This is a genomic window from Loigolactobacillus jiayinensis, assembly GCF_003946445.1.
Classification (GTDB): domain Bacteria; phylum Bacillota; class Bacilli; order Lactobacillales; family Lactobacillaceae; genus Loigolactobacillus; species Loigolactobacillus jiayinensis.
In genome coordinates this window covers 1-16,934 of sequence record NZ_RHOF01000018.1, presented here as the reverse complement: position 1 = coordinate 16,934, position 16,934 = coordinate 1, and the positions used below count along the sequence as shown (strand labels likewise).

The following is a 16,934-nucleotide window of genomic DNA, read 5'->3' as shown; positions in this document are numbered from 1 at the left end:
TAGATAGATTAAATACTTAAGCAGTTAAATCGATTCGTTTGGCCAAAACATAAAATAAAATGGCGCCGATGACCAAAGATAGTAATTCACCGAGGGCAACGCTAAGGTAGGTGGGCCAAAATGGCACTTTACTAATTAGATGTAATTCTAAGGCAACACTCCACATAGCGACAGTGCAAATGAGCGTGCTCGTCGCTAGTTTAGCGGTGACGCTTTTTAACCGTCGACTTAAATAGTAACTAAGCGTCGTCATCACAAGTGTGCCCAAGGTACCAAAGATAATATCAATGATTCCTAGCGGTGAAAATAAATTAACAATGGCGCAACCGATCGTTAACGCCCAAATGTAGCGCTTATTGAAAACTGCTAAATGGTTCAGCATCTCGCCAAAGCGTAATTGGACTGCGCCAAAACTCCACGGAGCCACCAGCAACGTGATCACGATATACAGTGCTGCGATCACACCAATTTTAGTGAGCGCGCTGGTTTTGAGCCGTGTTTTTTCCATGATAGATCGTCTCCTAGTTTTTTATTACGGTGGGATAGTCACGAACCACCACTGACAAGCATGAACCATTAAAATTGCTAAATAGGGCATACTTGTCAGACTTGCAGCATTAAGTATAACAAACTCTATTACTCATGAGCAATTTTGGCAGAAAAAAACTCAAGCCAATTGACTTGAGTCTGACTGCATTTATTTTTTAGGGTCATCTTTTTTTTCGACTTTAGTTTCCTTAGGTTTCTTCGCAACAGGTTTTTCAACTGACTTTTTTGGATCTAAAGCGAATTTATCAAATAATTCGTTCAGCGTGTTATCTTGCTTCATAGTAAGTCCCATGGTCATCATCCTTTCTTGCTTGGTTCCTATTTTAGCAGAAATAGTCAATTTTTGCTCAGATTAGTCACGTAAATTTAAAATGCATAGTTAAATTAATTTGTGCATATAATTGCTTATTTATCGAAAATACTTGCATAAAAAATCAGTGGCAGGTATAATCGAGCTATTGAATATATTGCCGACGTTTAACTAAGGGGTATTTAGGGCAGCGTTTGGTGCAAAAATTATAGTAGATAGAGGCAGGCAGAGCATGAAAAAATTAATGAGTTGGTTAATGTTAGTGGTCACGGTCAGCGTGGCGCTGTTAGGCGTCTTCGCGCAGCCGACCTACGCAGCAACAGCGGTCACTGATGATTCGCTGGCGCGGGTCAAAGAAAAGGGCACCTTGGTGATGGGGACTAGCCCTGACTACCCACCATATGAATTTCTAGTTAACCGTGGTGGTAAAGAACGTGTTGTCGGCATGGATGTTGATATCGCGAAGAAAATTGCCAAAGACCTCGGCGTTAAATTAGTGATCAAGCAAATGGACTTTGATTCATTGTTGGTGGCTTTGGAAACGAATAAAGTTGATATGGTTATTTCGGGGATGTCACCAACAGCGGCCCGGAAAAAGAGTATTGATTTTTCGAAGGTCTACTATAAAGGTGGTCAGTCGATCATCATCAATAAGGCTGATAAAGGCATATACAAGAACAAAAACTCTTTCCAAAACAAAGCAGTTGGCGCACAAACTGGGAGTATCCAGTATAATTTAGGTAAAAATCAAATCAAAGGGTCGACCGTTAAAGGGTTGGCTAAAATCAGCGATCTGATCCTCGCCTTAAAGAGTCACAAGGTTGAAGGGGTGATCATGGAAGAACCATCCGCCCAAGCTTATGTGGACAATGATCCTGATCTAGCCATGATCAATGGTAAATTTAGCTTAAGTAGTGGTGAAAATAACACGGCCATTGGGTTCCAAAAAGGCTCGACTTCATTGGTTAACGCGGTCAATAAATCAGTTGATGAAATTAACCAGAAGAATCTAACCAAGTCTTATTTGAAACATGCTGGGACCTTCATGAAAACAAATACGAAGAATACAAGTATGTGGCATTATGCGGGTTACTTCGTTAAAGGTGTGGAATATACGTTATTGATCACAGTGGTCAGTGTATTCTTCGGTATTTTATTGGGGATTCTTTTTGCCTTGATGCGTTTAAGCAAGATGAAGTTGATCCATGGCTTAGGTGTTGCCTACATTGAGTTTGTTCGGGGCACGCCACTAATGATCCAAGTCATGTTCGTTTACTTTGGGATCGGCTTATTCATTAATATTCCTGCGTTGATTGCTGGTATTATTGCCGTTTCCTTGAACTCGGCAGCCTATGTTGCGGAAATTATTCGTGGTGGGATCAATTCTGTAGCTAAGGGCCAAACTGAGGCGGCGCGGAGCCTAGGTTTGAGCCAACAACAAACATTCGTCAGCGTTGTCTTCCCCCAAGCATTGAAGAATATTTGGCCAGCATTGGGTAATGAATTTGTTTCGTTGATCAAGGAAAGTTCAATTGTTTCGATTATTGGGGTCACAGATCTGATCTATCAATTAAAGGCCGTTCAAACAGCAACGTACAAAGGGGTTATCCCGATTATCGTTGCCATGATCATTTACTTTGTTTTGACCTTTAGCTTGTCGAAAGTATTGAATCACTATGAGAGGAAGATGAAGCACGATGCCTGAAATGATTGCGGTTGAAAATATTAATAAAAAATTCGGTGACACCGAGGTTTTAAAAGATTTAAACGGTAAAGTTGAAAAAGGCCAAGTTATTTGCGTGATTGGCCCTTCTGGTGGCGGTAAAAGTACGTTCCTACGTTGCCTCAACTTATTGGAAAAACCAACTAGTGGCAAGATTTCGTTTGAAGGAACTGAATTAACGGCATTAAATGAAAGCCAAATTAACCAGTTACGGGAAAAAATGGGTATGGTGTTTCAGAGCTTTAATTTATTCTCGAATATGACGGTGGTTGAAAATGTGAAGTTAGCGCCAATTAAAGTTAAAAAAATGGCTAATGATGATGCACAAAAATTAGCCGTTAAATTACTGGATCAAGTCGGTTTGGCCGATAAAGCTGATCAGTATCCGGCCAGCTTATCTGGTGGTCAACAGCAGCGGGTAGCGATTGCCCGTGCCTTGGCGATGAACCCAGATGTGATGCTTTTTGATGAACCAACCAGTGCCTTGGATCCAGAAATGGTCGGTGAAGTGCTGAAAGTTATGCAGGATCTGGCTAATCAAGGCATGACCATGGTGGTGGTCACGCACGAAATGGGCTTCGCTAAAAACGTTGCTGATGAAGTGTGGTTCATGGATGGTGGTGTCTTCGCTGAAAAAGGAACCCCAGATCAAATTTTCGAACATCCACAAAATGAACGGACACAAGACTTCTTAGCCAAAATTTTGGAAGCCTAATTGAAATAGTAATTAAAGCTGACTGCGGTCAGCTTTTTTTCGTTGGCACCGCCAAACTAACTCAGCCTACGTGCTAAGAGAGCAGCCAAACCTCAGTAACCAGCGCTAAGCTAAGTAGTTGCTTTTTTTACGGGACGCGTTAAAATATAACAGCGAACAGGCGTGCGTCAGCCGTCTGTTATTGTGCTGAAAATAAGTTTAAAAAAGAAAGGCTGTTGAGTTGTGGCAACAGAACATATTGAACATAAATTAGCCTTGTTACCACCGCTGCCGGGCTGTTATTTGATGAAAAATCGTGACGGCAAGATCATCTATGTGGGTAAGGCGAAAAATTTAAAAAATCGTGTGCGCTCGTATTTTAAAAGTAGCCATGAAGGCAAAACAGCGCGGTTAGTGTCCGAAATTTGTGATTTTGAAACGATTATTACGTCCACGGATAAGGAAGCTTTTTTACTAGAGATCACGTTGATCCAGAAGCACCAACCGCATTTCAATATTAAGTTAAAAAAAGGCACCGGCTATCCATATATTAAAATTACCAACGAACGTGATCCACGCATGCTGATCACCGGCGATGTTAAAAAAGATGGCGGCTATTATTTTGGCCCGTACCCTAATGTATATGCGGCGGAGGAGACGTTGCATTTTTTGCAGAAAGTCTATCCGCTGCGGCGTTGTAACGGGCGACAAAAGCGGCCGTGTTTATACTACCATATGGGTCAGTGTCTGGGCGCGTGCTTCCGCGAGGTGCCTAAAAGTGAATACGACGCGCAGATCGTTAAAATCAAGCGCTTCTTAAACGGCCAGGTTAGCGATGTTAAGCGTGAGCTGCGCGCAAAAATGCAAACAGCAGCGGCTGATCTGCAGTTTGAACGGGCGGCTGAATTACGTGATCAATTACGCTATATTGAAGCGACTGTGGAGAAACAGAAAATCATTTCCAACGATCACACACCGCGGGATATTTTTGGCTACTATATGGATAAAGGCTGGTTATCGGTACAGATCTTCTTTATCCGCCAAGCACGGTTGATCAAACGCGAGAAGCGGCTTTTTCCTTGTGTTAATACGCCAGAAGAAGAGTTGGAAAGTTTTATTCTCCAGTTTTATAAACGTAAAAATAATGTGCTGCCGCGGGAAATTTTAGTGCCAAAAGGGATCAATCAGCAGGTTTTGATGGATATTTTACAAGTGCCGATTCGAACACCTCAGCGCGGGGAAAAGCGGGCGCTGATGCTGATGGCCAATAAAAATAGTCGCTTGGTGCTGGAAGAAAAATTCCGTTTGATGGAGCTGGATAATTCGCACACTGTTGGCGCAGTGCAGGAGTTAGTTGATGTGCTGGGCATCACCTCGGCGCACCGCATCGAAGCTTTCGATCATTCTAATATTCAAGGGACAGACCCAGTTTCCGCCATGGTTTGTTATATTGACGGTGAACCAGCTAAAAATGACTATCGGAAATATAAAATTAAATCTGGCGATGGCGCTAATGAAGCGGCTAATACCCAAGAAGTGATCCGCCGCCGCTATATTCGGCTGTTAAAGGAGCAACAAGCACTGCCGGATCTGATTTTGATGGATGGTGGCGAAATTCAAGTACATGCCGCTAAGGAAGTGTTAGAGGACGAATTAGGTTTGAACATTCCGGTGGCGGGGATGGTTAAAAATAATCACCATAAAACCGCCGATTTAATGTTTGGTCCTGAGGATAAAAAGTTGGATCTAGATCCGAAAAGTGAAGGTTTTTATTTGCTACAACGGATTCAGGATGAAGTCCATCGTTTTGCTATTACCTTCCACCGCCAATTACGGGGTAAGCATTCGTTAAGTTCGCAGCTAGATCAGATTCCTGGCGTTGGACCAAAAACACGAACAAAATTGTTGCGCCAATTCGGCTCATTGAAAAAGTTGAAAGCCGCCACAATTCCAGAATTACGTGATATCGGGGTTTCTAACACTGTTGCCCAAACAATAAAATTGTCATTAAAATAAGTAGTAACTAAGGCCTAACCGCAATTGTGGTTAGGCTTTTTGTTATTGTTTGATTTTTAACGATAAGTTATAACCAATCAGTAACAGATATAATTATTTATCTTAAAAAGACGAACTATTTCGAATGATTATTTTAAATTGTGCGTTTACTGTATTGACGAACGATTGTGGTTGCTGTTACAATTAATGTACGTTTTAATCCAAGGAGGTAATCTTCGTGATGCAAGTTGCAATTGTGATGGGTTCAGTTTCCGATTGGCCAACGATGCAAGCTAGTGCCGCAATTTTGACTGAGTTACAGATTCCATTTATAAAACGCGTGATTTCAGCGCACCGGATGCCGGCAACGCTGCAGCAGTTTGCGCAGCAGGCGGTGGCTCAACAAATCGATGTGATCATTGCTGGTGCCGGTGGCGCGGCCCATTTACCGGGGATGTTGGCGGCTAATACGGTGCGGCCGGTGATCGGTGTACCCATCGAAAGTCATGCGTTACACGGCATGGATTCCTTATTGTCGATCGTGCAAATGCCAGCAGGGGTGCCAGTAGCGACCATGGCGATTGGTGTCGCTGGTGCGAAAAATGCGGCTTTACAAGCGGCTAGTATTTTAGCGTTACAGGATGCTGGGCTCCAGCAGCGGTTAGTGGCTTATCGGGCTGCCCAGACGCAGCAAGCCAGCGAAAGTGAGGCGCAACTTGATTAAGCAATTATTGCCACCCGCCACGATCGGTATTGTTGGCGGCGGTCAGTTAGGCCAAATGATGGCCCTGGCGGCTAAAAGCATGGGTTACAAAGTGGGCGTATTAGATCCCACGCCAGATTGTCCGGCGGCGCAAGTAGCTGATTTTCAAGTTCAAGCTGAATATCGTGATCAACAGGCAATGCTTGAATTAGCCCAACGTGCTGATGTCTTGACCTATGAATTTGAAAATGTTGATTTGGCTAGCTTAGAAGCAGCCAGCCAGTACGCAGCCTTACCCCAAGGCACGCATTTATTGGCGGTGACCCGCAATCGCTTAACTGAAAAAAACTTCCTCAAATCCCTTGGCGTACCGGTGACTGAATTTGCGGCGGTAACAACGCAAGCTGAATTGAAGGCCGCTTGTGCCACAGTAGGCGTTCCTAGCATTTTAAAAACGGCGACTGGTGGTTACGACGGTCACGGGCAACACGACGTGAATACGCTGGCTGACTTGACGACTGACTTGTTGCCTGGTGCGTGCATTTTAGAGCGGCGCCAACCTTTTACTAAGGAATTGGCGATCATGGTGACCCGTGATCGTAATGAGCATGTGCGCACTTTTCCAGTTGTCGAAAATAAACATCATCAGCATATTTTACATGAAACCATTGCTCCAGCCACAGTTGCAGCGGCGGTGAAGGCTGAAGTGGTTCAAATTGCGACTAAAATCGCGCAAGGCTTGCAGTTGTATGGCGTGCTGGGGATCGAATTTTTCTTATTACCTGATGGGCGCCTGTTAGTCAATGAGTTGGCACCGCGGCCGCATAATTCGGGCCATTACAGTATCGAGGCCTGCAATCTCTCGCAATTTGCCGCTCATATTCGCAGTATTTGTGGCTTACCGATTCCTGTGATCACGCAAGTGCGGCCGGCGGTGATGGTCAACTTATTAGGTCAACATTTGCAGCCAGCACGGACGCGGTGGTTGCAGCGGCCTGATTGGTATTTACATGATTATGGCAAAGCAGAAAGCCGCTACCAACGAAAAATGGGTCACATCACGATTTTAACGGATGACCCAGTGCAAACACAGGCACAGTTACAAGCTGAAAAAATTTGGGAGGATCAATAATGCGTAAACTTGAAGAATTGAAAACAGGCAAGGCAAAACGGCTTTATAACACGGATGATGCCACGGTTTTGTGGGTCGAATACTTAGATCAGGCCACGGCGCTTAACGGCAAACGCAAGGAAAAAATTGCCAGTAAAGGCGCGTTAAATAATCAAATCGACTGTTTGCTGTTTAACTATTTAATTCAAAATGGGATCGCTACTGATTTTATTCGCCAGGTCTCAGCTACGGAACAATTGATCCATCCGGTAAAAATGATCCCGCTGGAAGTCGTGGTGCGTAACTTGGCTTCTGGTAGTTTTCAACGTAAGTTTGCCACTACTTACTTGCAACCACTTAGCCGGCCGATCGTTGAGCTTTTTTATAAGTCAGATGCACTTGACGACCCCTTTATCAATGATGATCAGGTAGAAGTTTTAGGTCTGGCAAGTGCTGCTGAGCTGGCTGCCATTAAGCAATTGGCCTTAAAAATCAATCAATTGCTGCAAAGTCGCTTTGCCCAAGCCAACTTGACGTTAGTTGATTTTAAAATTGAAGTCGGTTATCTAGCTGGTCAGTTGGTGCTGGCTGATGAGATCTCACCTGATTCTTGTCGCTTAGTTGATCAAACAACGCAGGCATCACTCGATAAGGACGTTTTCCGCAAGCAGACCGGTGATTTAACCACTGTTTATCAGGAAGTACTTACTCGTTTACAAAATTCGGAGGTGGCTCATGTATCGCGCTAAAGTTTATGTAACCTATAAAGATTCGATTCTCGATCCACAGGCAGAAGCTATTACGACAGCCTTGCATCAACTGGATTTTCCGGAGTTGACCCAATTAACGTGTGGTAAGTATTTTGAATTAGTGTTGGATACCACTAGAGAAAAAGCCGCGCTTGCGGTGGAGCAAATGTGTCAGAAGCTACTTGCTAACGTTAATATGGAAAGCTACCGTTACGAATTAATAGCGGCTTAGAAAGGGGGGGAAACGATGATGAAATTTGCAGTGCTACAATTTCCTGGTTCCAATTGCGATCAAGACCTAGTGGCGGCCTTACGCGATGTGTTTCAGCAGCAGGTAGAATTGATCAATTATCGGGCAACTGACTTATCAGCCTTTGCGGCGGTGTTGCTGCCAGGTGGCTTTTCGTACGGCGATTACTTGCGCGGTGGCGCGATTGCACGTTTTGCACCGATCATGGCGGCGGTACGGCGCTTTGCGGCTGCTGGTGGCTTGGTTATTGGCATTTGCAATGGGTTCCAAATTTTAACCGAAGCTGGCTTGTTGCCTGGTGTGTTGCAACAAAATAAAAGCGCTAGTTTTATCTGTCAACCAGCGGCGTTAACGGTGGTCAACGCGCAAACAAGTTTCACGAACGCTTACGCCCCCAACCAGCGCATTACGTTACCAATCGCTCATGGTGAAGGCAATTATTACTGTGACGCCGCTACTTTAGCTGAGTTGCAAGCACAGCAGCAGATCGTCTTTACCTATCAAGATAATCCGAATGGCAGTGTGGCCAATATCGCCGGTATCACCAATCGTGCTGGCAACGTCCTCGGCATGATGCCCCATCCAGAACGGGCAGTGGAGGCGTTATTAGGGAGTACCGATGGCGGTGGTGTTTTCCAGAGTATGTTACAAACGTTAACGAAAAAGGTGGTTACGGCATGATCGAGCAAACAGCAACGGCAATTAAAACCAGCGCCTTATACGAAAAATGGGGTTTAACTACCGCCGAATATGAGCAGATTCAACAGTTGATCGGCCGGCTACCAAATTTCACTGAAACTGGCTTATTTGCGGCAATGTGGAGTGAGCATTGTGCGTATAAAAGTTCTAAGCCACTGTTAAAACAATTTCCCACAAGTGGCCAACGAATTCTGCAAGGCCCCGGTGAAGGTGCTGGGATCATTGATATTGGCGATGGGCAAGCGGTGGTTTTTAAGGCGGAAAGTCATAATCACCCAACGGCGGTTGAACCCTATCAAGGTGCTGCAACTGGCGTCGGTGGCATTATCCGCGATATTTTCTCCATGGGTGCCCAGCCGATCGCCATGTTAGATAGTTTACGGTTTGGTGAGTTAACTGATGCCCATACCCGCTTTTTGCTAAAGGAAACCGTGGCGGGGATCGCCGGTTACGGGAATTGTATCGGAATTCCAACCGTTGGCGGCGAATTGGCCTTTGACAATGCCTATACGGCTAATCCGGTGATGAACGCCATGTGCGTGGGGTTGCTGGATACAAGCATGCAACAAAAAGGCCAAGCTGCTGGCGCCGGTAACTTGATTTATTACGTTGGTGCTAAAACGGGCCGCGATGGCATTCAAGGCGCAATTTTTGCTTCAGCTGAGTTTAATGATGCCGTTGAGGCTGATCGTTCCGCGGTGCAAGTCGGCGATCCCTTTATGGAAAAACAATTAATGGACGCTTGCTTGGAATTAATTCGCGAGCATCCAGCAGCGGTTGTTGGTATTCAAGATATGGGCGCTGCCGGCCTAGTGTCTTCTTCAGCTGAAATGGGCGCCAAAGCTGGCTACGGTATGGTGCTGGATCTGGATCAAGTGCCGCAACGTGAAGCGGGTATGATTCCTTATGAATTGATGCTATCTGAGTCGCAAGAACGGATGTTGCTGTGTGTGGCCAAGGATCAAGCTGCTGTAGTGGAACAATTATTTGCCCGCTACGAGCTAGATGCCGTACAAATCGGTGAAGTGACCACCGCCAAACAATATCAACTGTACGCTCATGGCGAAAAAGTTGCGGATGTGCCGATCACTGCGTTAGTTGATGCGGCACCTGTTTATCAGCGGCCACAAAAAACGCCACTGCGGCTATTGACTGCCGCGCCGCAACAGTACCAACCAACCTTTGCCAGTGCGCAAACCGTGTTCGCGCAGTTGCTGCAGCAACCAACGATTGCCTCAAAGCAAGCTATTTATCGCAATTACGATACCCAAGTTAAAACCAACACTGTTGTGGCGCCTGGTTCAGATGCCGCGGTTTTACGTATTCGTGGTGGCCGTAAAGCCCTAGCGATGACAACAGACGGTAACGGACGATATTTATATTTAAATCCAGAAATTGGCGGTCAAATTGCGGTCTGTGAGGCGGCGCGTAATATTGTGGCCAGCGGTGGCGTACCATTAGGCATCACGGATTGTTTGAACTTTGGCAGTCCTGAGGAGCCAGAAAGTTTTTACGAATTAGCGCAGGCAACTAAGGGTATGAGCGCAGCGTGTCAGGCGCTGGCAACGCCGGTGATCTCTGGTAATGTCTCGTTGTACAATGAATCTAACGGTACGGCGATTTACCCAACGCCGATGGTGGGCATGGTTGGCTTGATTGAAGACCTTGATTTGATCACCACCCAAGGCTTTAAACAGGCCGGCGACGTGATCTTCTTAGTTGGCCAAACTGGTGCTGATTTTAATGGTAGTGAAGTGCAGAAATTATTGACTGGTGAAATTAGTGGCGCACTTTTTGATTTTGATCTGACCACCGAAATGGCCAATCAAAAATTGATTCAACAAGCAATTCGGGCTGGCTTACTCAGTAGTGCCCATGATCTGGCGGAAGGTGGCTTAGCGGTTGGTTTGGCGGAAAGTTGCTTTGCCAACGAATTAGGCGCCAACGTAACCGTTGCACTACCGGCTAGTTGGTTATTTGCCGAAACGCAATCACGCTTTATCGTGACCGTTGCCGCAACGCAAGCAGCTGCTTTTGCCAAAATGGCTGGGCAGCAGGCTGAACAGATCGGGGTGGTAACTGCTGCTCCGAGCTTGCAGATCAACACGACAACTGAGTCGTTAACGCTAGCTGTACGCGCCAGTAAGCAACAATGGGAAGGAGCTTTAGCATGGTAAGTGAGGTCAAAAGTCTCAATGAAGAATGCGGTGTTTTCGGCGTTTGGGGCGACCCACAAGCGGCTGAACTGACTTACTTTGGTTTGCACGCCCTGCAGCATCGCGGTCAAGAAGGTGCTGGGATCGTCGCCAATGAAGCTGGCCATTTAAGTGGTGAAAAAGGCTTAGGCTTATTGACGGAAGTTTTCGATCAACCGGAAAAATTGGCCCATTTAACGGGCACGGCCGCAATTGGCCATGTGCGCTACGCCACGGCTGGTAGTGCCGGCATCGAAAATATTCAGCCACTGTTGTTCAACTTTAACCAGCAACAAGTTGCATTGGCGCACAATGGCAATTTGACCAATGCGGTGAGCTTGAAGGCTAAATTAGAGGCGCAGGGCGCAATTTTTCACGCGAATTCAGATACTGAAGTTCTGATGCATCTGATTCAGCGGCAAAGCGCGCCCACCTTTAAACAGCGCTTAATGGCCAGCTTGCGCGAGATCAAAGGTGGCTTTGCTTACTTAGTCATGACCAACGATGCCTTATACGCCGCGCTAGATTCCAACGGTTTTCGGCCGTTGGCGTTAGGTCAATTGGCCACGGGCGCTTACGTGGTTGCCAGCGAAACGTGTGCTTTGGACACCGTTAACGCCAAATTTATCCGTGACGTCCAACCAGGTGAACTGATCAAAATTGACGATCAAGGCTACGCGGTTGAAAAATACACCACGGCGACGCAATTAGCCGTTTGTTCCATGGAATTTATCTACTTCGCTCGGCCTGATTCAACGATCTACGGCGTCAATGTGCATCAGGCGCGCGAACGGATGGGCCAGCGCTTGGCCCAAGAACAGCCAGTTGACGCCGATATTGTTGTCGGGGTGCCTAATTCGTCGTTATCGGCGGCTAATGGGTACGCGGCGGCCAGCGGCATTCCTTATGAAATGGGCTTGATCAAGAATCAATATAGCCAACGAACCTTCATTCAGCCAACCCAGCGTCTACGCGAGCAAGGGGTGCGGATGAAGCTTTCCGCGGTTGCGGCAGTGGTCAAGGGCAAAAAAGTAGCGCTGGTGGACGATTCCTTAGTTCGCGGCACGACCAGTAATTATATTGTCCGCTTATTGAAGGAGGCCGGCGCAACGGCAGTCCATTTGCTAATTGCGTCGCCGCCACTACGTTATCCGTGCTTTTACGGAATCGATATTGAAAACACGCGCGAATTAATGGCCGCTAATTTGACCCTAGCACAAATGCAAACCAAAATTGGCGCTGATTCATTAGGCTTCCTAAGCGTGGATGGCTTGATTGCGGCGATTGGGTTGAAAAGTCAGGCGCCTTATTCTGGCTTGTGTGTGGCCTACTTCAATGGCGATTATCCAACGCCGCTATACGATTATGCCGCTAGTTTTGAACCACCACGGGTTTTGGCACGACTTTAACGAAAAGGAGAAAACCGATGAATGCTTATGAAAAAGCCGGCGTGAACATTGCCGCTGGTGATACGGTGGTCAAAAATTTGCAGGCCCAATTACAGCAGTTAAATGGCAGCAACGTCCTCGGTGGGCTAGGCGCTTTTGCCGGCTTATACAAATTACCAGCGCAGCAGCAGCCAGTTTTAGTTGCTGGGACTGATGGCGTGGGCACGAAATTGTTGTTAGCTATTCAAAGTGGGCAACGGACGACGGTTGGGCAAGACTTGGTGGCAATGTGCGTCAACGATGTGGTGGCTCAAGGCGCCCAACCACTATTCTTCTTAGATTATTTAGCGGTGGCGCAAACGCAGCCAGACCAGGTTGCGGAGTTAATGCAAGGTATCGTCGCTGGTTGTCAGCAAAGTGGTATGGCGTTACTTGGCGGTGAAACGGCGGAAATGCCGGATATGTACGCCGCCGGCCATTATGATCTAGCCGGCTTTGCCTTAGGCGTGGCCGAGCAAAGCGCGTTGTTGCGGCCGCAGCGGGTTCAAGCGGGGGATGTGTTGCTTGGTTTGCCGTCCAGTGGGCTACACAGCAACGGTTTTTCCTTGGTTCGCCAGTTATTGTTTAAAGAACACGCTTATCAGTTTAGCGATAACCCTGCAGCGTTAGCCGGTGCCAACTTGTTGGACACGTTGCTGACGCCGACGCAAATTTATGTACAAGCGTTATTGCCGTTATTGCAGCAAAAATTAGTCGCCGGCGCCGCCCATATTACTGGTGGCGGCCTGCTGGAAAATGTGCCACGGATGTTGCCGGCTGGTTTGCAGGCGCAAATCAATTTAGGCAGTTGGCCGCAGCAGCCCATTTTTGACTGGCTGTGCGACCTTGGCCACTTGAGCACAACGGAAGCGTATACCACCTTTAATATGGGGCTTGGGATGGTGCTGGCGCTCCACCCCGCTGATCTAAAAGCAGCGCAGCAACAGTTAGCGGCGCAGCAACAGGATTTCTATCGGATCGGCGTTATTAAACCCGGCCCAGCTACCGTTGATCTAGTGGAGGCTGGCTGATGAAAAAAATTGCAATTTTTGCTTCCGGCAACGGCAGTAACTTTCAGGCCTTGGTTGAAGGCATCAAGCAGCAACAGGTTGCGGCTCAAGTGGTGTTGTTAGTGTGTGATCAGCCGCAAGCTTATGTGTTGCAGCGCGCGCAGCAGCTAGCTATTCCAGTGTGGACGGCAGCGTTTAACCAATTTAGCGATAAAGCGGCATTTGAAACTGCCATTTTGTCTGAATTGCAGCAGCGCGGGGTGGAGCTGATTTTATTGGCCGGTTATATGCGTATTATCGGGCCAACGCTCTTGCAAGCTTACCCACAGCGGCTGATCAATATTCATCCTGCCTTGCTGCCTAATTTTCCTGGGCGCCATGGCATTGAGGACGCTTTTGCCGCTGGGGTCACAGAAACTGGCGTCACGATCCATTACGTTGATGCCGGCATTGATAGTGGGCCAATTATTGCGCAACAAACGGTCCCCATTAAGCCCAGCGACGACTTGGCTAGCTTGAGCCAACGCATTCATCAAACTGAGCATCGGCTTTATCTCGCCAGTCTGGTAAAATTATTAGCGAATCAGTAATTAAATTTAAAAATAAGAGGCGCATATTGAATGAAAACAGCATTGCTCAGTGTATCGGATAAAACAGGTTTAGTTGCTTTTGCCCAAGGTTTAATTGCTCAAGGCTACCGTATTTTATCAACTGGGGGCACACAAAAAGTGCTAGCGGCAGCTGATGTCGCGGTAACGCCAGTTGAGGCGGTCACTCATTTTCCCGAAATGTTGGATGGCCGAGTTAAAACACTGCACCCCGCGATCCACGCCGCATTATTAGCTAAACGGGACAACCCGGAACATATGGCGACCTTGGCGCAGCAAAAAATTGACCCCATCGATTTAGTCTGCGTGAATTTGTACCCATTCAAGCAAACGATCATGCAGCCTGCAGTTACGGAAGCGGCGGCGGTTGAACAAATCGACATTGGTGGGCCAAGCATGCTGCGTTCCGCTGCGAAAAATTTTGCGGCAGTTTTACCAGTTGTTGATCCTGCTGATTATCAGCCAGTGCTTAAGGCGTTGGCGGCCGGCAAGGTTGATCTGACGTTCCGGCGCCAATTAGCGGCCAAAGTTTTCCAGCATACGGCCAGCTATGATGCGTTGATCGCTGCTTATTTGACCAGCGAAGAATTCCCCGCCACGTTACCTTTGGCCTTTGAAAAGAAGCAGGAATTACGTTATGGCGAAAATTCCCATCAAAAAGCGGCCTTTTATCAAACCGCGATTCCAGAGCCATTTTCCATTGCCCAAGCGCAGCAGTTGCACGGTAAGGCACTATCTTACAACAACATTAAAGATTGCGATGCGGCCTTACGTATTAGTCGTGAATTTAGCCAGCCAGCCGTTGTGGCGGTTAAGCATATGAATCCGTGTGGCGTTGGCTTGGCTGATGAGATCGAAACGGCGTGGGATCGTGCTTTTGCCGCTGATTCTACCTCAATTTTTGGCGGCATCATTGTTTTGAACCGTGAAGTTGATGCTGCAACCGCAACAAAAATGCACCAATTATTTTTGGAAATCATTATTGCGCCTAGCTTTGCGCCAGATGCGTTTGCGATTTTAGCTAAGAAGAAAAACTTGCGCTTGCTGACCCTTGATCTAAACGCACCAGAACAAACTGAGTTAGAAACCGTTTCGGTACTCGGCGGCGTTTTGCGGCAAGAAGCTGATCAAGTTCATGAAACCGCGGCGGACTTTGAAGTTGTCACTAAAAAGCAACCAACCGCAGCGCAATTAAAGGCGCTTGAATTCGGCCAAATTATTGCTAAGCACGTTAAAAGTAACGCGATCGTCGTGGCCACAGCCCAACAAACTTTGGGCATCGGCGCTGGGCAAATGAATCGCATCGGCTCTGCGGAAATTGCGATTCAAGCAGCCGAATCAAAGCCAGAATACGCTACGGCAATTTTGGCGTCGGACGCCTTTTTCCCCATGGACGATTCAGTGGCCTATGCGGCTAAGCACGGTATCACCGCAATTGTGCAACCTGGTGGCAGTATTAAGGATAAAGACTCGATCGCCATGGCCGATAAATTAGGCGTGGCGATGGTCTTCAGTGGTCGGCGGCATTTCCGGCATTAATTTAGGAGGAAATTATGGCTAAAGTTTTAGTGATTGGTAGTGGCGGCCGCGAACACGCCTTGTGTCGGCAGTTTTTGTTGAGTCCGCAGGTGCAGCAGGTTTATTGTGCGCCGGGTAATGCAGGTATGGCCGGCGATGGCGTTCAATTGGTAGCCTTAACCGCGTTTGCGGACTTAGCGGCTTTTGCCCAACAGCAGCAGATCGACCTTACCTTTGTTGGACCAGAAATTCCGTTGCAGCAGGGGCTCGTTGATTATTTTCAAGCCCGTCAATTGCCGATTTTTGGCCCGACGCAAGCCGCCGCTGAGCTAGAGAGTTCAAAAAGTTTTGCCAAAGCGTTACTGGCAAAGCAACACGTGGCCACCGCGGCGTACTGCGAGTTTAGTGATTACGCGTTAGCTTGGGCGTATTTGCAGCAACAAGCCTTGCCGCAAGTGATCAAAGCAAATGGCTTGGCGGCTGGTAAAGGGGTCACCATTGTCACAACCTTAGAGCAAGGGCAAACGGTGTTGCAGGACTTGCTACAGGCGCATCAATTTGATACCACCAGCGTGATCATTGAGGAATTTTTAGTTGGTGAGGAATTTTCTTGCATGGCCTTTGTCGCTGGCGACCAAATTGTGCCAATGCCACTGGCTCAAGATCATAAGGCGCTTGGTGCCGGCGATAGTGGGCCCAACACTGGGGGCATGGGTGCGTATAGCCCGTTGCCGCACTTGCCGGCTGACCTTGCGCAGCAAGCTTTAGCGCAGGTATTACAGCCGATCGTTGCTGGGATGCAACAACAGCAGCGCAGTTTTAACGGTATTTTGTACGCTGGCTTGATTTTAACGGCGACGGGAATCAAAGTGATCGAGTTCAACATGCGCTTTGGTGATCCGGAAACGCAGGTCGTGTTGCCGCAATTGACCAGTGATTTTTATCAATTATTGCAGGACATGCTGGCTGGTAAAACGGTGCAACCAACTTGGCAGCATCAGCAAATTTACTTAGGCGTCGTCGTGGCGGCAGCCGGTTATCCCGGTGCTTATCAGCAGGGGTCAGCCTTGCCCGAGCTAAGCCAGTTACCAGCCGCTATTAGGCCTTATTATGCTGGGGTGGCGCTGCAGCAGGGCCAGTTAGTCAGTGCTGGCGGGCGTGTTTTTCTTTTAGCTACCCGCGCTTACGACGTGGCTACGGCGCAACAAACAGTCAATGCTGTTTTGGCGCAATTGCCACTAGCTGCGTTTACTTATCGACCAGACATTGGTTGGCACGCACTAACTTAGCTTTAACAAAAAAGTGCTTAGCAACGACTTTAATTAGTCGCTGTTAAGCACTTTTGGCTCTATACTTTATCCTGTTGATAGATTGCTCAAAGTGGTAATCTATT

Annotated in this window: 16 protein-coding genes and 1 riboswitch; of the genes, 14 read left to right on the top strand and 2 right to left on the bottom strand. The window is 47.4% G+C overall.

The window, feature by feature from the left end; all coding sequences use genetic code 11:
• Nucleotides 1–16 precede the first annotated feature (16 nt).
• A complete protein-coding gene (locus tag EKM80_RS05830) occupies nt 17–508 on the bottom strand; it encodes a QueT transporter family protein (RefSeq protein WP_125552176.1) in 492 nt (163 codons plus the stop codon).
• A 7-nt stretch (nt 509–515) separates the two neighbouring features.
• A riboswitch (PreQ1 riboswitch) is annotated at nt 516–563 on the bottom strand.
• A 134-nt stretch (nt 564–697) separates the two neighbouring features.
• Complete coding sequence (locus EKM80_RS05825) at nt 698–889, bottom strand: SPJ_0845 family protein (protein WP_125552175.1); 192 nt, start codon at nt 887–889, stop codon at nt 698–700.
• A 202-nt stretch (nt 890–1,091) separates the two neighbouring features.
• Between EKM80_RS05825 and EKM80_RS05820 the strand changes: the two genes are divergently transcribed.
• The 14 genes from EKM80_RS05820 to purD all read left to right on the top strand — a co-directional run bounded on the left by EKM80_RS05820 (nt 1,092) and on the right by purD (nt 16,830).
• The gene (locus EKM80_RS05820; RefSeq protein WP_125552174.1) at nt 1,092–2,564 is read left to right on the top strand and encodes an ABC transporter substrate-binding protein/permease; all 1,473 of its coding nucleotides are present in this window, start codon (nt 1,092–1,094) and stop codon (nt 2,562–2,564) included.
• A gap of 1 nt (nt 2,565) precedes the next feature.
• Nucleotides 2,566–3,297, top strand: coding sequence for an amino acid ABC transporter ATP-binding protein (locus tag EKM80_RS05815; RefSeq protein WP_164509511.1), 732 nt, complete (start codon nt 2,566–2,568; stop codon nt 3,295–3,297).
• 222 nt (nt 3,298–3,519) lie between these two features.
• Nucleotides 3,520–5,292, top strand: coding sequence for an excinuclease ABC subunit UvrC (uvrC, locus tag EKM80_RS05810; protein WP_125552172.1), 1,773 nt, complete (start codon nt 3,520–3,522; stop codon nt 5,290–5,292).
• A 217-nt stretch (nt 5,293–5,509) separates the two neighbouring features.
• The gene (gene purE / locus EKM80_RS05805) at nt 5,510–5,995 is read left to right on the top strand and encodes a 5-(carboxyamino)imidazole ribonucleotide mutase (RefSeq protein ID WP_125552171.1); all 486 of its coding nucleotides are present in this window, start codon (nt 5,510–5,512) and stop codon (nt 5,993–5,995) included.
• Nucleotides 5,976–7,106: a 5-(carboxyamino)imidazole ribonucleotide synthase gene (gene purK, locus EKM80_RS05800; RefSeq protein ID WP_386699591.1), complete on the top strand. Its 1,131-nt coding sequence runs from the start codon at nt 5,976–5,978 to the stop codon at nt 7,104–7,106. The genes purE and purK overlap by 20 nt, the downstream gene beginning before the upstream one ends.
• Nucleotides 7,106–7,834: a phosphoribosylaminoimidazolesuccinocarboxamide synthase gene (gene purC, locus EKM80_RS05795; RefSeq protein WP_125552169.1), complete on the top strand. Its 729-nt coding sequence runs from the start codon at nt 7,106–7,108 to the stop codon at nt 7,832–7,834. Before purK ends, purC begins: the two co-directional genes overlap by 1 nt.
• A complete protein-coding gene (gene purS, locus EKM80_RS05790; RefSeq protein ID WP_125552168.1) occupies nt 7,821–8,066 on the top strand; it encodes a phosphoribosylformylglycinamidine synthase subunit PurS in 246 nt (81 codons plus the stop codon). The genes purC and purS overlap by 14 nt, the downstream gene beginning before the upstream one ends.
• Before the next feature lie 18 nt (nt 8,067–8,084).
• Nucleotides 8,085–8,765: a phosphoribosylformylglycinamidine synthase subunit PurQ gene (gene purQ / locus EKM80_RS05785; protein ID WP_125552222.1), complete on the top strand. Its 681-nt coding sequence runs from the start codon at nt 8,085–8,087 to the stop codon at nt 8,763–8,765.
• Nucleotides 8,762–10,960: a phosphoribosylformylglycinamidine synthase subunit PurL gene (gene purL / locus EKM80_RS05780; RefSeq protein ID WP_125552167.1), complete on the top strand. Its 2,199-nt coding sequence runs from the start codon at nt 8,762–8,764 to the stop codon at nt 10,958–10,960. The genes purQ and purL overlap by 4 nt, the downstream gene beginning before the upstream one ends.
• Complete coding sequence (gene purF, locus EKM80_RS05775) at nt 10,954–12,387, top strand: amidophosphoribosyltransferase (protein WP_125552166.1); 1,434 nt, start codon at nt 10,954–10,956, stop codon at nt 12,385–12,387. The genes purL and purF overlap by 7 nt, the downstream gene beginning before the upstream one ends.
• Nucleotides 12,388–12,404: 17 nt before the next feature.
• Nucleotides 12,405–13,436, top strand: coding sequence for a phosphoribosylformylglycinamidine cyclo-ligase (gene purM / locus EKM80_RS05770; RefSeq protein ID WP_125552165.1), 1,032 nt, complete (start codon nt 12,405–12,407; stop codon nt 13,434–13,436).
• On the top strand, nt 13,436–14,005 hold the full coding sequence (purN, locus tag EKM80_RS05765) for a phosphoribosylglycinamide formyltransferase (RefSeq protein ID WP_125552164.1): 570 nt from the start codon (nt 13,436–13,438) through the stop codon (nt 14,003–14,005). The genes purM and purN overlap by 1 nt, the downstream gene beginning before the upstream one ends.
• 30 nt (nt 14,006–14,035) lie before the next feature.
• Nucleotides 14,036–15,562 carry a bifunctional phosphoribosylaminoimidazolecarboxamide formyltransferase/IMP cyclohydrolase gene (purH, locus tag EKM80_RS05760; RefSeq protein ID WP_125552163.1) on the top strand — a complete coding sequence of 509 codons (1,527 nt, stop codon included), beginning with the start codon at nt 14,036–14,038 and terminating at the stop codon, nt 15,560–15,562.
• Between the two features lie 14 nt (nt 15,563–15,576).
• Complete coding sequence (gene purD, locus EKM80_RS05755; protein WP_125552162.1) at nt 15,577–16,830, top strand: phosphoribosylamine--glycine ligase; 1,254 nt, start codon at nt 15,577–15,579, stop codon at nt 16,828–16,830.
• Nucleotides 16,831–16,934 lie beyond the last annotated feature (104 nt).